The 16,178-nt window shown below is 68.5% G+C and carries 17 protein-coding genes; 8 read left to right on the top strand and 9 right to left on the bottom strand.

Annotated features, from left to right (window positions below):
- The first annotated feature begins 168 nt into the window (after positions 1-168).
- The 5 genes from sigE (at position 169) to ACFVIV_RS18530 (ending at position 4,267) form a co-directional block, all read left to right on the top strand.
- Positions 169-840 carry an RNA polymerase sigma factor SigE gene (gene sigE, locus ACFVIV_RS18550; RefSeq protein WP_379197765.1) on the top strand — a complete coding sequence of 224 codons (672 nt, stop codon included), beginning with the start codon at positions 169-171 and terminating at the stop codon, positions 838-840.
- Positions 841-911: 71 nt separating this feature from the next.
- A complete protein-coding gene (locus ACFVIV_RS18545) occupies positions 912-1,304 on the top strand; it encodes a hypothetical protein (protein ID WP_379197763.1) in 393 nt (130 codons plus the stop codon).
- A 10-nt stretch (positions 1,305-1,314) separates the two neighbouring features.
- Entirely contained in the window at positions 1,315-2,898 is a 1,584-nt protein-coding gene (locus ACFVIV_RS18540; protein ID WP_379197761.1) for a S1C family serine protease, read from the top strand.
- 71 nt (positions 2,899-2,969) lie between these two features.
- Positions 2,970-3,371 (top strand): Sec-independent protein translocase protein TatB, encoded by a 402-nt coding sequence (gene tatB, locus ACFVIV_RS18535; RefSeq protein ID WP_379197759.1) that lies wholly within the window; start codon positions 2,970-2,972, stop codon positions 3,369-3,371.
- A 59-nt stretch (positions 3,372-3,430) separates the two neighbouring features.
- A complete protein-coding gene (locus ACFVIV_RS18530; protein ID WP_379197757.1) occupies positions 3,431-4,267 on the top strand; it encodes a hypothetical protein in 837 nt (278 codons plus the stop codon).
- Between the two features lie 3 nt (positions 4,268-4,270).
- On the opposite strand, the gene ACFVIV_RS18525 is transcribed toward ACFVIV_RS18530, so the two are convergent.
- The 7 genes from ACFVIV_RS18525 to dapE form a co-directional block, all read right to left on the bottom strand.
- Positions 4,271-5,191, bottom strand: coding sequence for a glucosyl-3-phosphoglycerate synthase (locus ACFVIV_RS18525; RefSeq protein WP_379197755.1), 921 nt, complete (start codon positions 5,189-5,191; stop codon positions 4,271-4,273).
- On the bottom strand, positions 5,188-6,060 hold the full coding sequence (folP, locus tag ACFVIV_RS18520; RefSeq protein WP_379197753.1) for a dihydropteroate synthase: 873 nt from the start codon (positions 6,058-6,060) through the stop codon (positions 5,188-5,190). Before folP ends, ACFVIV_RS18525 begins: the two co-directional genes overlap by 4 nt.
- 164 nt (positions 6,061-6,224) lie before the next feature.
- On the bottom strand, positions 6,225-6,638 hold the full coding sequence (locus tag ACFVIV_RS18515; protein ID WP_379197751.1) for an SRPBCC family protein: 414 nt from the start codon (positions 6,636-6,638) through the stop codon (positions 6,225-6,227).
- A 136-nt stretch (positions 6,639-6,774) separates the two neighbouring features.
- Entirely contained in the window at positions 6,775-8,544 is a 1,770-nt protein-coding gene (locus tag ACFVIV_RS18510; RefSeq protein ID WP_379197749.1) for a long-chain-acyl-CoA synthetase, read from the bottom strand.
- A 138-nt stretch (positions 8,545-8,682) separates the two neighbouring features.
- Positions 8,683-9,234 carry a TIGR00730 family Rossman fold protein gene (locus ACFVIV_RS18505; protein ID WP_379197747.1) on the bottom strand — a complete coding sequence of 184 codons (552 nt, stop codon included), beginning with the start codon at positions 9,232-9,234 and terminating at the stop codon, positions 8,683-8,685.
- The gene (locus ACFVIV_RS18500) at positions 9,228-10,034 is read right to left on the bottom strand and encodes a TIGR00730 family Rossman fold protein (RefSeq protein WP_379197745.1); all 807 of its coding nucleotides are present in this window, start codon (positions 10,032-10,034) and stop codon (positions 9,228-9,230) included. Before ACFVIV_RS18500 ends, ACFVIV_RS18505 begins: the two co-directional genes overlap by 7 nt.
- A 51-nt stretch (positions 10,035-10,085) precedes the next feature.
- Entirely contained in the window at positions 10,086-11,189 is a 1,104-nt protein-coding gene (gene dapE, locus ACFVIV_RS18495) for a succinyl-diaminopimelate desuccinylase (protein WP_379197743.1), read from the bottom strand.
- 165 nt (positions 11,190-11,354) lie between these two features.
- Between dapE and dapD the strand changes: the two genes are divergently transcribed.
- On the top strand, positions 11,355-12,311 hold the full coding sequence (gene dapD / locus ACFVIV_RS18490) for a 2,3,4,5-tetrahydropyridine-2,6-dicarboxylate N-succinyltransferase (RefSeq protein WP_379197741.1): 957 nt from the start codon (positions 11,355-11,357) through the stop codon (positions 12,309-12,311).
- 47 nt (positions 12,312-12,358) lie between these two features.
- Here the strand turns inward: dapD and ACFVIV_RS18485 are convergent, their stop codons facing one another.
- Both ACFVIV_RS18485 and ACFVIV_RS18480 read right to left on the bottom strand, forming a co-directional pair.
- Positions 12,359-12,730 carry a PPOX class F420-dependent oxidoreductase gene (locus ACFVIV_RS18485; protein WP_379197739.1) on the bottom strand — a complete coding sequence of 124 codons (372 nt, stop codon included), beginning with the start codon at positions 12,728-12,730 and terminating at the stop codon, positions 12,359-12,361.
- 48 nt (positions 12,731-12,778) lie between these two features.
- Positions 12,779-14,188, bottom strand: a complete 1,410-nt coding sequence (locus ACFVIV_RS18480; RefSeq protein ID WP_379197876.1) for an acyl-CoA synthetase — start codon at positions 14,186-14,188, stop codon at positions 12,779-12,781.
- A gap of 91 nt (positions 14,189-14,279) precedes the next feature.
- Here ACFVIV_RS18480 and ACFVIV_RS18475 point away from each other — a divergent pair, with 91 nt between their 5' ends.
- Together ACFVIV_RS18475 and ACFVIV_RS18470 are read left to right on the top strand one after the other, a co-directional pair.
- Positions 14,280-14,852: a TetR/AcrR family transcriptional regulator gene (locus tag ACFVIV_RS18475; protein WP_379197737.1), complete on the top strand. Its 573-nt coding sequence runs from the start codon at positions 14,280-14,282 to the stop codon at positions 14,850-14,852.
- Positions 14,853-14,929: 77 nt separating this feature from the next.
- Positions 14,930-16,117, top strand: a complete 1,188-nt coding sequence (locus ACFVIV_RS18470; protein ID WP_379197735.1) for a Cmx/CmrA family chloramphenicol efflux MFS transporter — start codon at positions 14,930-14,932, stop codon at positions 16,115-16,117.
- Positions 16,118-16,178: the final 61 nt, after the last annotated feature.

Below are 16,178 nucleotides of genomic sequence, written 5' to 3'. Positions count from 1 at the left end.
AGGTGTCGCTCAGCCTCCACATACGGCGGCCACATCAGGACCGGGAAGAGTAAGCGCTACGCCAGGCCAGCGACCGGCGGTCCGGTTACCGGGAACAACGAGACCCACCAGGTCGGTTGTATCGGGCAACTGGGACCACGGTCCCGAGTAGGAGGTAACACCATCCACATGGTCGACGCGGCGCGTGAACCCGCCATCCTGCCCACGCAGGATCTTTCGCTCGACAGCGACACCACGCTGGACGGCGATCTCGACGCTGGTCCCCTGACCGGGACCGCGGCTTTCGATGCCACCGGTGACCGTACGGTCATGCCCACCTGGGACGAACTGGTCCGGGAGCACGCCGACCGCGTGTACCGGCTGGCCTACCGTCTGACCGGCGATCCGCAGGACGCCGAGGATCTGACGCAGGAGACCTTCATCCGGGTGTTCCGGTCGCTGTCGAACTATCAGCCCGGCACCTTCGAGGGCTGGCTGCACCGCATCACCACGAATCTGTTCCTGGATATGGTGCGCCGCCGCAACCGCATTCGCATGGAGGCGCTGCCGGAGGACTACGACCGGGTGCCCTCGGAGGGCCCGAATCCGGAGCAGGCCTACCACGACGCCAATCTGGACCCCGATCTGCAGGCTGCCCTGGATTCGCTGGCGCCGGAATTCCGCGCCGCGGTGGTGCTCTGTGACATCGAGGGTCTGTCCTACGAGGAGATCGGCGCCACCCTCGGCGTGAAACTGGGCACCGTGCGCAGCCGCATCCACCGTGGACGTCAGGCACTGCGCGAGCACCTCGAGCATAATGGGGTGGAGCGGCGCTCTGCCGCCGCCGAAAAGGTCGGGTGACGGCGCGGGCGTGAGCCCGCGCATCGGTCCCACCCGATGCAGCTCGAATCGTCCGGAAGGGTGTGCACCGTATGAGTGGCGAGGACAGAACGCCGCGTCGTCCACCTCGTTTCGCCCCGACCGAGCATCTGGCCAGCGAGGCCATCGCCGCCTATGTGGACGGCGAATTGCGGATGAACGCGTATCTGCGCGCCGCCGATCATCTCTCCGTCTGCCTGGAATGCGCGGCGGAGGTCGAAGCCCAGCAGCAGGCCCGCATCGCGCTGCGGCAGTCCAATGATCAGATCACCGCGCCGCTGCGGCTGCACGACACCCTGAGCCGGATCCCGCTGTCCGAGCTGCCGGGCGCCGGGCATTCGCTGCCCGCCGAGCGCGAGGGCATGCCCGCGCGCGGCGCGAGTTCCTTCGGGCTGCGCCAAGATTCGTTCGACAGCAGGCGGTGGACCTCGTGGTGGCGCAAGTAGAGTTCAACGCGTGACCACCGAATCGCAGCACACGGGCCCGGTTCCGGGTGAGGGGCCCGCGGACAACAACCTGCCGCGCACCGCGCAGGCCTCCGATTCGGCGGCCGATCGGGGGAACCTGCGGCCGTCGGACGCACCGGTACTGGGGCCGCGGCCGGTTTATCGGCCGCATGTCGACACGCATACCGCGCGCGCCTTCCGCCGCCCGAATGGCCAGAACGGCTCATTCGCGCCACGCGCCGCCGGCGCCACACTCAGCAAGCCCGAGGACGCCCCCGAGGTCCAGAATCGGCCTCCCGACGCGGTTTTGGCCGAGGCGTTCGGGCGGCCCGCGGGTTCCACCGAGATTCTGCAGCGCGATCCGGATGCCAAGTCCGAGGACGCCGCGCCCGCCGCGCCCGCCGATCCGTGGCGCGATCCCGATTCCGCCGCCCGGCTGGGCTCCCCCGCCGTCGCGGCGCCGCGGCCGGAGCCGCTGGCCCCGGGCCGGCAGCTGACCGCACGCGAGGTGCTCTTCGGCGGCAAGGTGTCGCCGAAGGCGCTCGCCATCCTGGCCGCCATCGCCTTGGTCATCGGCCTGGTGGGCGGCCTGGTGGGCACGTTCACCGGGGAGAACGCCTCCGCGCTCACCTCCCGCAAGGTGGAGTTGCAGACCGCGGGCGGGTCGGATGAGCCGCACGGCCAGATCACCAAGGTGGTCGACGCGGTCATGCCGGCCATGGTGACCGTGCGGGCCTGGGTCGGCGATACCGGCTCCTCGGGCTCGGGCGTGGTGATCGACGGGGCGGGCTACATCGTCACCAATAATCACGTGATCTCGCTGGCCGCCAATGACAAGAGCGGCAAGGCGCAGCTGCAGGTGGTGTTCTCCGACGGCACCCGGGTGCCGACCCGGATCGTCGGCCGCGACACCAAATCCGATCTGGCCGTGCTCAAGGTGGACGTGAAGAACCTGTCGGTCATCCAGCTGGGCAGCTCACAGGACGTGCAGGTCGGCGATGACGTGCTGGCCATCGGCTCGCCGCTGGGCCTGGAGAAGACCGTCACCTCCGGCATCGTGTCGGCGCTGCACCGGCCGGTGAAGGTGGGCGGCGAGGGCACCGACACCAATGCGGTGCTCGACGCCGTGCAGACCGATGCCGCCATCAATCACGGCAACTCCGGTGGCGCACTGGTGGATATGGAAGGCCGGCTGGTCGGCATCAATACCGCCATCAAGACCGAGAGCGGCGGTTCGGTGGGCCTGGGCTTCGCCATTCCGGTCGATCACGTGAAGAAGATTTCGCAGGCGCTCATTCGCGACGGCAAGGTGGCGCATCCGAAGCTGGGCGTGAGCGCCAAGACCAAGATCGTCGCCAATGATGTGATGAGCGGTGCGGCCGTCGCCGATGTGCAGCCCGAATCCGCGGCCGCCCGGGCGGGCATCGTGGAGGGCGATGTGATCGTGAAGGTCGGCGATCGCGATGTCTCCGGCCCGGAGGAGCTGACGGTGGCCGTGCAGGCGCACGAGATCGGCCAGACGGTGAACGTCCGGTTGATTCGCGACGGCCGTGAGGTCGACGTGCCGGTAACGCTGCAATCCGACGAAGAGTAGGTCCCCGAGAAGTGGTTCAGCGCACGCACGGTGGGCAAACCTCCGGAACCGGGCACAGGTAGCCTGGTTCCGTGTTCAGCAATATCAGCTGGGGCGAGCTGTTGATCCTGTTGGTCGCCGCCCTCGTCATTCTCGGTCCGGAGCGGCTGCCCGGCGCCGTGCGCTGGACCACGCAATCGCTCAAGCAGGTCCGCGATTACGCGACGGGGGCCACCTCGCAGCTGAAGCAGGAGCTGGGTCCGGAATTCGACGAGATCCGCAAACCGCTCGAGCAGCTGAACGAACTGCGCAGTATGAATCCAAAATCCATGCTGACCAAACATCTTCTGGACGGCGACGATTCACTTCTGACTGGTAATTTCGACAAACCGATTACCGCCGGGAGCAGCGCTTTCGAGGACTATGGCAGGCCCAAACAGCAGAAACCGCTGGAACGCAACGAACGTCCGCCGGTCGATCCGGACGCCACCTGAGCCGTATTTCGTCAAGCGGACTAGACACCCCGGGCTGTTCAGGTATCTAGACTGCGGACATGTCGGCCGATGAGGTGGCCCGGGTATTCGCGATCGAGGACAAGGTCGAACGCCTGAAAGCCGCCACCGAAGGCGTGGCGGCAGCGCAGCAGACCATCAACGAACTCACGCGCATCCGCCGCGCCGTCATTCGCGAACTGCACGCCGAGGGCTGGACATTTGCCAGAATCGGTGCGGCGGCTGGACTTTCGCGGGCCCGGATCCATCAGGTGAGCACCCAGGGGCCGGTGCCGGAGGGCTTGTTCTTCGGGCACGGCCCGCTGACCATCCTCACCCCGGACGTGCGCAGCACCACGCGCTCCATCGCGCTGGTGGGCGCCCCGGATGCCGCGGCGCCGCACCGGCTGGTCGAACTGCTACGGGAACTGGGCTTTACCGCGACCGTGCAGCGCTTCCTGCCGGGGCGGCCGCTGGATCTGGACCGCGACGGTCTCATCGTGCTCGGCGGCCCGGAGCTGTCCCCCAGCCTGCGCTATCTGGTGGCCGCCGATCCCCGGCTGCGCCGCACGGTGGCCCGCGCCGGGCGGGTGCGCCGCGGTATCGAGGACCGGGCCGCGCGCCGGGTCTACCGGCCCGGCGGCACCGAACCCTATGACATCGCGTATCTGGCGCGCCTGCCCCGGCCGGACGGCAAGGGCACGGTGCTCGTCATCGACGGGCTGCACCCGCCGGCCTCCCTGGGCGCCATCCGGCTGCTGGCCACCCGTCTGGCGACCCTGCACGAGCGGGCGAGCACGCATCCGTTCTCGGCGGTGGTGGGCGTGCGCTACGACCGGTCCACCGGTGAGCCCATCGAGGCCGATCTGCTCACCCCCATCTACCGGCACGACCGGTAGGGGTCAGGCGGCCGCCTCTTCGGGGCGCAACGTGTTCATGGGCGGGCGGTCGGCCAGCGAGACCTCGGTGGCCTGGGCGGTGAATTCGCCCCCGACGAGCGGGAACTGGGTCAGGGCGGCGCCGGAGTCGGCGACGCCCGCGCGGCCCAGCACGGTGCCCAGGATCTGGCGGCTCATGACGCCCAGTTCGGACAGCGGGCGGTTGCGGTGCTGGCGCACACCGAGATTCACCTGGCCGATGGCGGACAGGCCCAGCATGTCGTGGGTGTCCAGGAGCAGGCCGATCTCGACGCCGTAACCCGGTGCGAAGGGCACCGAGGTGAGCAGTTCGCGGGTGCCCGCGTACTCGCCGCCCAAGGGCTGCAACACCTTCGACAGTTCCGGGCGCAGCGCCGCCAGCAGCGGGCGGGCCACCAGTTCGGTGACGCGGCCGCCGCCATTGTCGTCGATGGTCGCGCCCTGGCGCAGCGGGCGGCGGTAGTACGCCTTCACCAGGTGCATGCCGTCGACCGTGAGCAGCGGGCCGAGCAGTTTGGGGACGAACATCGGATCGGGATCGATGAGATCGGAATCGACGAAGGCCACCAGATCGCCGCTGGTGACGGCCAGCGACCGCCACAGCACCTCGCCCTTGCCCGGGACGGGCTCGAGTTCGGGCACGGCCTGTTCGCGGGTCACCACGCGGGCTCCGGCGGCGTGGGCGCGCTCGGCGGTGGCGTCGGTGGAGCCGGAATCCAGCACCACCAGTTCGTCGACCAGGGTGCCGAGCAGCGGGCGGATGCTCGCCACCACGGCGGCCACGGTGGCCTCTTCGTTCAGGGCGGGCAGGACGACGGAGACCGTGCGGTCGCCCTTGGCGGAAACGAGTTCTTCGACCGTCCAGTCCGGACGGTCCCAGCTATTGGAATTCACCCAATCGGTCATGCCAGACCTCGCAATGTTCGTGCGGGAGGGCGCAAGCCCTGGATGGCGGCGATCATGTCGACCACCCGACGCGTGGCGGCTACCTCGTGCACTCGGAAAACGCGGGCGCCCGCAGCGGCAGACCAAGCGGTCGCTGCCAATGTGCCCTCCAATCGCTCGGACAGCTCGACACCAAGAGTCTCTCCGATGAAATCCTTATTGCTCAGCGCCATCAAGACGGGCCATCCGGTTTTCACAAGAACGTCTATCGCACGCAACAATTCGAGCCCGTGGTAGGTGTTCTTGCCAAAATCGTGCGTCGGATCGATCAGGATCGAATCTTTTGCCACCCCGGCCGCCGCCGCGCTCTCCGCCGCCGCCACCACCGTCTCGGTCACCTCGGCGACCACATCGACATAGCGCACCCGATGCGGACGGGTGCGCGGAACCGCGCCGCCGGTGTGGCTGCACACGATGCCCACGCCCAATTCGGCCGCCACCCCGACCAGCTCCGGGTCCGCGCCCGCCCAGGTGTCATTGATCAGATCCGCGCCCTCGGCCACCGCCGCGCGGGCCACCCCGGCCCGCCAGGTGTCGATGCTGATCAGTAGCTCGGGAAACCGCTCCCGGATGGCCGCCACGAACGGCACCACCCGCCGCGCCTCCTCGGCGGCGTCCACATCACTGCCCGGCCCCGCCTTCACCCCGCCGATATCGACCAGATCCGCACCCTCGGCCACGGCCCGGGCGACGGCGGCCATGGCGGCCGCATCGGTGAAGGTCGCACCTTTGTCATAGAACGAGTCCGGCGTCCGGTTCACGATCGCCATCACCAGCGCCCGATCCGTCGCCACCGGCTTCCCGCACAATGTCGGCAACGGCGCACACATGATCTCGACTGTAGCTCCCCCGCCTCCCCGGGACTCTAGCGCCCAGCTGAGAACCACCGACCGTCCAGTACGCGTGCCGGCGGTTGAGAGCCGACCCGATTTTGGACGTACCCGGTGAGTTACCCGGCCCTCACGAAACCAGTCGTCACCTTCTCATATCCGACTCACTGGTCCGCAGTGGCCGGGCCGAGCGTCCGGCGCATGGTCTGCGCGCCCAATTCCATCAGCTCGGCCACGCGCGGGCCCAGCTCATCAGGGAGAACATCGGTGATCCAGACGAACCGGGTGCCGCCCGCGCCGTCGGGCAGAACCTCCATGGACGCGTTGTGGTGGATGGCTCCGGGCAAGCCGTCGTAGACCGAGTAGGCGAAGCGCCGGGTCTCCTCGTCCAGGCTGACCACCCGTTCCCGGGCGACCATGCCATTGGCGAAGGTCACCACCCGGCCATCACCGTCCAGGTAGGCATCGGTCAGCACACCCGGGACGAGGCGGCGATGGACCTCGCCGATATCGCGCACCACCTCCCAGACCTTGTCCGGATCGGCGTCGAGGGTGAATTCCTTGCGGATGGTCGTCATGGGAAGAGCCTCGGCTCTCCCCTCACGGGAGAGTCAAGCCCCTCGTCATCCCGGCGTGCTCTTGGCCGGGATCCGCCCCGACGGCGCAGCTGGATTCCGGCCAAAAGCATGCCGGAATGACAAAGGGGGTGTGCGCTCAGGGGCGAGGTGCTCGGCCCGCCGCTACCTCGGCCGGAAAGTCGTCATAGAACGGGACGTAGCCTTCGGCGCGGCCGGACAAGGCGTAGAGGGCGCTCTCGCTGTCAGGAGCGAAGCCTTGTTTGCGGAGTTCCACCTTGCGGCTCTTGAAGGTCGAGGTCTGCTCGAGTTCGGCGACGACGCGGATGAAGAGGGGGACGGCGTAGGCGGGGAGGCGGTCGTAGAGGGCCTTCGCGGTGGCTTGGCCGTCGAAAGTGGTGTCCTCGCGCAGGGTTACGGCCGCCATGCCGGCCTTGCCGTCGGCGCCGGGGATGTCCACGCCGTAGACGACGGCCTGGGTGATGGCGTCGACGCCGTCGAAGGCGCCTTCCACCTCGGTGGTGGCGACGTTCTCGCCCTTCCAGCGGAAGGTGTCGCCGAGGCGGTCCACGAAGGCGATGTGGCCCCAGCCCTGATTGCGGACCAGATCGCCGGTGTCGAACCAGCAGTCGCCCTGTTCGAAGCCGTCGCGGACGAGTTTGGCCTCGGTGGCGGACTTGTCGGTGTAGCCGTCGAAGGGCGAGCGGGTGGTGACCTTGGACAGCAGCAGGCCGACGCCGCCGGGGCGGACCCGGTGGAGTTTGCCGTCGGGGCCGCGCTGGGCCTTGCCGGTGGCGTCGTCGTATTCGACGACGGCGTACGGCAGCACGGTGAAGCCGGCGGTCTTGTCGATGCTGAAGGCATTGATGAAGGCCACGTTTCCCTCACTGGCGCCGTAGAACTCGACAATCCGCTTGATTCCGAAGCGCTTCCGGAATTCATCCCACAGTTCCGGGCGCAGGCCGTTGCCGACCGCCAGGCGCACGGTGTGCAGCCGGTCGGTGCGCTTGGGCGGCTGGTTGATCAGATAGCGGCACAGTTCGCCGATGTAGACGAAGGCGGTGGCGCGGTTGGCGATGGCGTCGTCCCAGAAGCGGGAGGCCGAGAACTTGGCTCCCAGTGCGAAAGTCGAGCCGCCGGCGACCACCGAGGCCAGCGCGATGGTGAGCGCGTTGTTGTGATAGAGCGGCAGGCAGCAGTAGAGGGTGTCGTCGCCGCGCAACCGCACGCCGAGGCCGCCCAGACCGGCCATGGCCTTGATCCAGCGCAGGTGGGTCATGACGCTGGCCTTCGGCAGGCCGGTGGTGCCGGAGGTGAAGATCAGATACGCGCGCTCGCCGGCGGTGATCTGTTCGGTCACAGCGGGATTGCCCGCATCGGCGGTCCGGGCCGCCGCTTCCATATCGGCCGACCACAGCAGGTTGGGGCGGGGTTCGGTGAGGGTTTCCAGGGCGTCGGCGCATTCTTCGCCGATCACGTCGACCACCGAGTCCAGCAGCCCGAAACTGTGCTGCAGCACGGTATCCCGCTGATTGTGGTTGAGCAGCCCGGCGGTGGCGCCGAGTTTCACCGCGGCCAGCACGGTCAGCAGCGCCTCGGGCCGGTTGACCATGAGGATGCCGACCACGTCGCCGCGTTTCACCCCGTGCTCGGCGAGCACGTTCGCGTACCGGTTGACCATGGAATTGGCTTCGCCCCAGGAGTATTCGCGGCCTTCGAAGCGCAGGAAGGGCCGGTCCGGATGCTTGGCGGCGGCACGCTGGAAGTACAGCCCGATGGAAGCCTTGTCGCCGGATTTCACCAGCATGTGCACCGCATTGCGGAGCATGCCCGGCAGCTCTGCGGCCATGCCGGGCAGGCTGCGGGCCAGATGCGCCAGGCTCACTGTCGTATGGGCTTCGGTATTCACTGCGTCGTGCTCCTCACCGGGTCGTGCTTGTTCGCCACACTTGTCGATGATGTCCGGATTGTCGAGTGAAACTAGTTAGTTTCGCTTGAAATCGGCACGCGCCGTCACGGGATGGCGCGATCGGTCAAGCGGCGCGGTTCAGGGCTCCGGATAGAGCGCGGCGAACGCCTCGTCGAACTCGGCGGTCACGATGACCTTGGCGCGCGCCTCGCGCCCCAGATAGCCGGTGGTGCGCAAGCCGTCGATCCAGTCGAACAGGCCGCGATAGTGCCCCTCGGGATCGAGCACCACCACCGGCTTGTCGTGCACGCCCAGATAGGCCCCGGTCCAGGTTTCGAAGAATTCCTCGAGGGTGCCGACCCCGCCGGGCAGGGTGAGGAAGGCATCGGCGCGATCGTCCATGACCTGCTTGCGCTCGCGCATGGTGTCGGTGACGATCAGCTCGTCGGCGTCGGTGTCGGCGACCTCCAGATGCACCAGCTTCTTCGGGATGACGCCGACGGTGGCCGCGCCCGCCGCCCGCGCCGCCGTGGCCACCGCGCCCATCATGGACACGCAGCCGCCGCCGGAGACCAATTGCCAACCGCGACGGCCGATTTCGGTACCGACCTGCTCGGCCAGCGCCAGCGCCGCCGGATCGGCGGTGCTGGCCGAGCAGTACACGCACACCGAATAGGGATCGCTCACCACTCGTCCTCCACCGCTTGGGCGTCCTGCATCTCGGCGCGCGCCTGCGCGGCCTGCAGCACGATCTGCACGACTTCGTCCACGCTGTCGGTGACATGCAGCAGGCTCATGTCACCGGGTGCGATCTTGGCGGAGCCGAGCAGCGAATCGCGCAGCCAATCCACCAGGCCCGCCCAGTATTTGGTGCCGAACAGGATGATCGGGAAGCGGGTGATCTTGCGCGTCTGCACCAGCGTCAGCGCCTCGAACAGCTCGTCGAGGGTGCCGAATCCGCCCGGGAGGCAGATGAATGCCTCGGAGTACTTGACGAACATGGTCTTGCGGGCGAAGAAGTACCGGAAGTTGATGCCCAGGTCGACCCATTCGTTGAGGTGCTGTTCGAACGGCAGCTCGATGCCCAGGCCGATCGAATAGCCGCCCGCCTCCGAGGCGCCGCGATTGGCGGCCTCCATGGCGCCCGGGCCGCCGCCGGTGATGACAGCGAATCCGGCGCGCGCCAGTGCGCCGCCGATGGCCATGCCCGCCTGGTACTCCGGATGCTCCGGCGTGGTGCGCGCCGAGCCGAAGACCGCCACCGCGCGCGGCACCTCCGCCAAAGCGCCGAAGCCCTCGACGAATTCGGCCTGAATGCGCAGCACCCGCCACGGATCGGTGTGCACCCAGTCGGCGGTGTCCCGCGAATCGAGCAGATGCTGATCGGTGGTCCCGATGTTCTTCTTCCGATCCCGCCGCAGCATTATCGGGCCGCGGAAGCGTGGCGATTTCGAGGTACCCGCGCTGGGAAATTCAGCCTCAGCAGACATGCAGACAACCTACCCGTGCCCGGTTGCGTCCAGGAGAACGTGCCGAATCGATCAGTTCTTGTCGCCCGTCAGATAGCTGCGCAGCATGGACGTGACCTGGGTGATCTGCCGGACCGGCAGGTGCTCGTCGCGCTTGTGGGCGAGATTGGGGTCGCCCGGGCCGAAGTTGATGGCCGGAATGCCGCGCGCGGCGAACCGGGAGACATCGGTCCAGCCGTACTTGGCGCGCACGCCGCCGCTGCCGTGCGCGTGCACGATCTCGATCAGATCCTTGGCGGCCGGAGCCGACAGGCCGGGCAGCGCGCCCGGTGCGCCGTCGGTGCGCTCGAAGCCCAGCTCCAGCCCGGCGAAGACCTCGCGGACATGCTCGGTGGCCTGCTCGAGGGTGCGGTCGGGGGCGAAGCGGAAGTTCACGTCCACCTCGGCGGCATCCGGGACCACATTGCCCGCCACGCCGCCGGAGACGCGGACCGCGGACAGGCCCTCGCGGTACACGCAGCCGTCGATGTCCACCTCGCGCACCCGGTAATTGGCGAGCCGCTCCAGAATGGGCGCGAGCCGGTGAATGGCATTGTCGCCCAGCCAGGCTCGCGCACTGTGCGCGCGCACGCCGGACGTGGTGAGGCGCACCCGCAGGGTGCCCTGGCAGCCGGCCTCGACCCAACCACCGGAGGGCTCGCCGAGCACGGCCAGATCGCCGTCCAGCCATTCGGGCAGTTCGCGTTCGATGCGCCCGAGGCCGTTGAACTCCGAGGCGATCTCCTCGCAGTCGTAGAAGATGAGCGTCAGATCGTGCACCGGATCGGCGACCGTGGCGGCCAGGTGCAGGAAGACCGCGTCACCGGATTTCATGTCCACGGTGCCGCAGCCCCACAGCTCGCGCTCGCCGTCGGCCCCGACCTCGAAGCGGCTGGGGACGTTGTCGGCAATGGGCACGGTGTCCAGATGCCCGGCCAGGATGACCCGGGTCGGCAGCCCGCGGTTGGTGCGGGCCAGCACGGTATTGCCGTGCCGCGCGATCTCGAACCCGCTGGTCTGCTCGCGCAGTGCCAGCTCCACGACGTCGGCGATGAGCGCCTCGTCCTTGGACACGCTGGGAATGTCCACCAGAGCGGCGGCAAGGTCGATGGGATCGGCGCTCAGATCGATGGTCACCTATTCCACCCTAATTGAGGAACCATCTCCGTTCTCAGCGTCCCACCTGCGATGGCACAAAACTGTGGCCGTTTGCGCAGGGTGTCAGTCCCCTCGCGGGCGCATCGGGTGGACGGCCGAGGGAGGAACCCACTCGGATTCCGCCGCCCGGTAACCTCTGAGAACGTGAGCACTCAGGGAGCAGTAGCAGTCGGTCTCGCCACCATCACCGAGAACGGGACGGTGCTCGACACCTGGTACCCGTATCCGGAGCTGGGCGATTTCGCCGAGACCGGCACGCAGCGGCTGGATGCCTCGGATGTCGAGTACGCCAAGTTCGCCGAGCTGGCCGGCACCGACAAGGAGCGCCGCGTCGAACTGGTCGTGGTGCGCACCACCATCGCGGATCTGTCGGCCGCGCCGGTCGACACCCATGACGCCTATCTGCGCCTGCAGCTGCTCTCACACCGCCTGGTCCGCCCGCACGGCGCCAACCTGGACGGCGTGTTCGGGCTGCTGGCCAATGTGGCGTGGACCAACTTCGGCCCGTGCTCGCTGGAGGAGTTCGAGCTGACCCGCCTGCGGCTGCGCGCCCGCGGCCCGGTCACCGTGTACGGCGTGGACAAGTTCCCGCGCATGGTCGACTACGTGGTCCCCTCCGGTGTGCGCATCGCCGACGCCGATCGCGTGCGCCTGGGCGCGCACCTGGCCTCGGGCACCACGGTCATGCACGAGGGCTTCGTGAACTTCAATGCCGGCACGCTCGGCAACTCCATGGTGGAGGGCCGCATCTCGGCCGGTGTGGTGGTCGGCGACGGCTCCGATATCGGCGGCGGCGCGTCCATCATGGGCACCCTGTCCGGCGGCGGCAAGCAGGTCATCTCGCTCGGTGAGCGCTGCCTGCTGGGCGCCAATGCCGGCATCGGCATCTCGCTCGGCGACGACTGCGTGGTGGAGGCGGGCCTGTATGTCACCGCGGGCACCAAGGTCACCCTGCCGGACGGCGCGGTGATCAAGGCGGGCGAGCTGAGCGGCAAGTCCAACCTGCTGTTCCGCCGCAACTCGGTCTCGGGTGCGGTGGAAGTGGTGGCGCACAAGGGCACCGGCATCGAGCTCAACGCCGACCTGCACGCCAACGACTGATCGAGACCCACTGGAAACCGCCCTCGCCCTTCGGTGAGGGCGGTTTGCTATTCAATGCCGAAGGCGAGGACGCGCTCGGGGGTGAGGCGGATGAGTTCGCGGGACATGCCCTCGGCGTAGGGGTCCACGTCCTTCAAGGCCTGTGCGGTGCCGCGGATTTCGAGGCAGCGCACGGTCCACGGGCTGGTCGAGACCACATCGTCGACGACGAGGGAGACCCGCTCCTCCTTGGCCAGATTGCGGAACTTCTGGGTGGTGCCCATGCGGTAGCCGCCGATGTCGATGGTGCCGAGCGGGGCGTTGTACCGGAAGCCGACCGGGTTGTTCTGCGGCGAGCCGTCCGGGCGGACGGTGGCCAGGCGGCCGAGCAGCTGGCTCTCGAGGTAGTCGATCTGGGCGGGCGTCAGTCGTGCGATCATGCCTGCGACGGTAGGACCTCGAGTGCACTCGAGGTCAAGTCGCACCGGTCAGAGCAGCAGTTTCTTCTGCACCTTGCCCATGGCATTACGCGGCAGGGCAGCCACCACGCGCACCTCGCGCGGGCGCTTGTGCACCGAGAGCTCGCCCGCCACATGATCGATCAGGCGCTGTTCGATGGAATCGCCCGCGCCGTCGCGCAATACGACGAAGGCGACGATGCGCTGGCCCAGATCCGCGTCGGGCACACCGATGACCGCGGTCTCGGCCACCTCGGGATGACCCAGCAGCGAGGTCTCGATCTCGCCCGCGCCGATGCGGTAGCCGCCGGACTTGATGAGGTCCACCGATTCCCGGCCCACGATGCGATGGAAGCCCTCGGCATCGATGACCGCCACGTCGCCGGTCTTGAACCAGCCGTCATCGGTGAAGTTCTCGGCGGTGACCTCGGGCTTGTTCAGGTAGCCGTCGAACAGCATGGGGCCGCGCACCTGCAGTCCGCCGACGCTTTCCCCGTCGTGCGCAACGGGATTGCCCGCCTCGTCGCGCAGCCGGGTCTCGACACCGGCGACCGGGGTGCCGACCCAGCCGGGGCGGCGTTCGCCATCGGGCCGGGTCGAGATGGTGATCATGGTTTCGCTCATGCCGTAGCGCTCGAGCGGGGCCTGGCCGGTGAGTTCGCGCAGCCGCTCGAAGACCGGCACCGGCAGCGGCGCGCTTCCGGAGACGAGGATGCGCGCCTTGGCCAATTCCCGTGCCGCATCCGGTTCTTCGGCCACGCGGGACCAGACGGTGGGCACGCCGAAGTACATGGTGCCGTGGGCCTCGGCATACGCCTGCGGAGTGGGCTTGCCGGTGTGGACGAGCGGGCTGCCGACGCGCAGCGGGCCCAGCACGCCGAGGATGAGGCCGTGGACGTGGAACAGCGGAAGCCCGTGCACCAGCGTGTCTTTCGCCGTCCAGTGCCAGGCGCCGGCGAGGGCGTCCAGCCCCGCGGCGATGGCGCGGCGGCTGAGCATCACGCCCTTGGGCGCACCCGTGGTGCCGGAGGTGTAGAGGATGAAAGCCGTTGCGCCCGGATCGGGTTCGGCATAGACGTGCCAGGAGCGCGCGTGCTTGCGCACCGGCACCACCGGCAGCGTCGAGCCCTCCGGGGCCTTGCCCAGCCAGGCCTGCGCGCCCGAATCGTTCAGGATGTGCGCGAGTTCCGCGCTCCCGGCGTCCGGCGGCACCGGCACCACGGTGACGCCCGCGATGAGGCAGCCGACCACCGCCAGCACGGTGGTGACGGTCGGCTCGGCCAGCACCGCCACCCGCTGCGCCCGCGCCACGCGCTCGGCGACCGAGGTGGCGGCGCCCAGCAGATCGCTGCGCGACAGCGTGACGCCCTCGATGGTGACGGCGTCCGGAATATCGAGCCCGGCGGCGACAGCGGCCGGATTCAGCGAACTCAACAACAGCGGCGACCCGTACGACACGCGTTCACGCTACCGGCTCGCCCGCCGAGACCAGTTTTGCACTGATCTATCCAAAATGTGTTAGCGTGAGCCCATGGCACGACCGAGGCGATTCGACGAGGACCGGGCGGTGGACGCCGCCATGCGCGCGTTCTGGGCCACCGGTTACGAGGGCACCTCGACCCAGGCGCTGTGCGAGGCCACCGGTTTGGGCCGCAGCAGCATCTACAACACCTTCGCCGGCAAGCACGAGCTGTTCGAGCGGGCACTGCGGCACTACATGACGACCAAGAACGACAGCATCTTCGCGCTGCTGGACGGTGACGCACCGGCCCGCGAGCGGATTCGCGCCCTGCTCCGGCAGCCGGTGGACGCGCCCGAGGACGATCCACTGGGCTGCCTGGTGGTCAATTCCCTCGTCGAGCTCGCGCCGCGCGATCCGGAGGTCGCCGCGATACTGAGCGCGGACGAGGATCGCCGCTTGGACGCCATCGCCGAGGTCATTCGCAGCGGCCAGCGCGACGGCGATTTCGACAAGACCAGGGACGCACGGGAACTCGCGCAGTTCGTCACCGCCATTATCGGCGGCATGCGGGTGTCGGCGCGCGGTGGAGCCACCCGCGACACCTTGGCCGCGATCGCGAAGACGGCACTGAACGCCCTGTAACCCAACGACTTTCCGACCCGGGGCCGTTTCCGCCGCCCTTATTTTGAACAGATCAGTCCAAAACCTGAGAGGTACCGATGCCGTTCGCCGTCTACATCCTGGGCTTATCGATCTTCGCCCAGGGCACGTCGGAAATCATGCTTTCCGGCCTGCTTCCCGAGCTGTCCGCCGACCTGGGCGTCTCCATTCCGCAAGCGGGACTGCTGATTTCGGCCTTCGCGGTCGGCATGCTGATCGGCGCGCCGGTGCTGGCGGTGATCACGCTGCGCTGGCCGCGCCGCACCGCGCTGCTGGCCTTCCTCGCCGTGTTCATCGCCGCGCAGGTGGTGGCCGCACTGACGCCCGGCTACTGGGTGCTGTTCGGCACCAGGGTGATCGGCGCCTTCGTCTACGCCGGATTCTGGGCGGTCGCCGCGACCACGGCGCTGAGTCTGGTGGCGGAGAACGCGCGCGGCAAGGCCATGAGCATCGTCGCGGGCGGGCTCACCATCGCCAATATCATCGGCCTGCCCGCGGGCACCGCGATCGGCCAGCACCTGGGCTGGCGGGCCGCGTTCTGGGCGGTGGCCATCCTCTCGGCGCTGTCCATGGTGGGCGTGGCGGCCAATATTCCGGGCGGGCGGCCCGCGACGGTGCCCGACCTGCGCAGCGAGATGCGCACCATGCGCAACCCGCGACTGTGGTTGTCCTACGGCACGACCGCGCTCAGCACGGGCGCGCAACTGGTCATCTTCGCCTACCTGGGCACCCTGCTCATCGAGACGACGGGGCTGGCCGAGGGCTGGATTCCGATCGTGCTGGCCATCTACGGCATCGGCGCGCTGATCGGCATCACGATCGGCGGGCGCACCTCGGACGCGCATCCCTATCGGACGTTGATCGCCGGCGTGCTCGGCATCGCGCTCATCGCCGCGGCGCTGGCGCTCACCGCGACCTCCGCCGTCTCGGTCGTTGTGCTGGCATTCCTGCTGGGGGCCTTCGGATTCGCCACCAATCCGGCCCTCAACACACGAGTGTTCGCGCTGGCGGGCGCGGCGCCGACCCTGGCCACGGCGGTGAACTTCTCCTCGTTCAATATCGGCATCACCGTCGGCCCGTGGCTGGGCGGGATCGCGATCGGCGCCGGGTTCGGCTATCCGTCGGTGGCGTGGATCGGCGCGGTGCTGGGCGTGCTCGCCCTGGGCACCATTGTCTGGTCCATGGCCTGGCAGCGCGGGAGCGCCGCCACCTCGGCCGAGCAGCCCGCCTTGCAGCCCGCGCACTAGCCGGTACCGGCGAGTAAGGCACGAAGCGAGCACGAAGCGGCCAAGTCGGTTGACAGGCGAG

Origin of the sequence: Nocardia sp. NPDC127526 (assembly GCF_042672265.1) — a bacterium.
GTDB lineage: Bacteria > Actinomycetota > Actinomycetes > Mycobacteriales > Mycobacteriaceae > Nocardia.
This window is presented reverse-complemented; position numbering and strand designations above follow the sequence as displayed.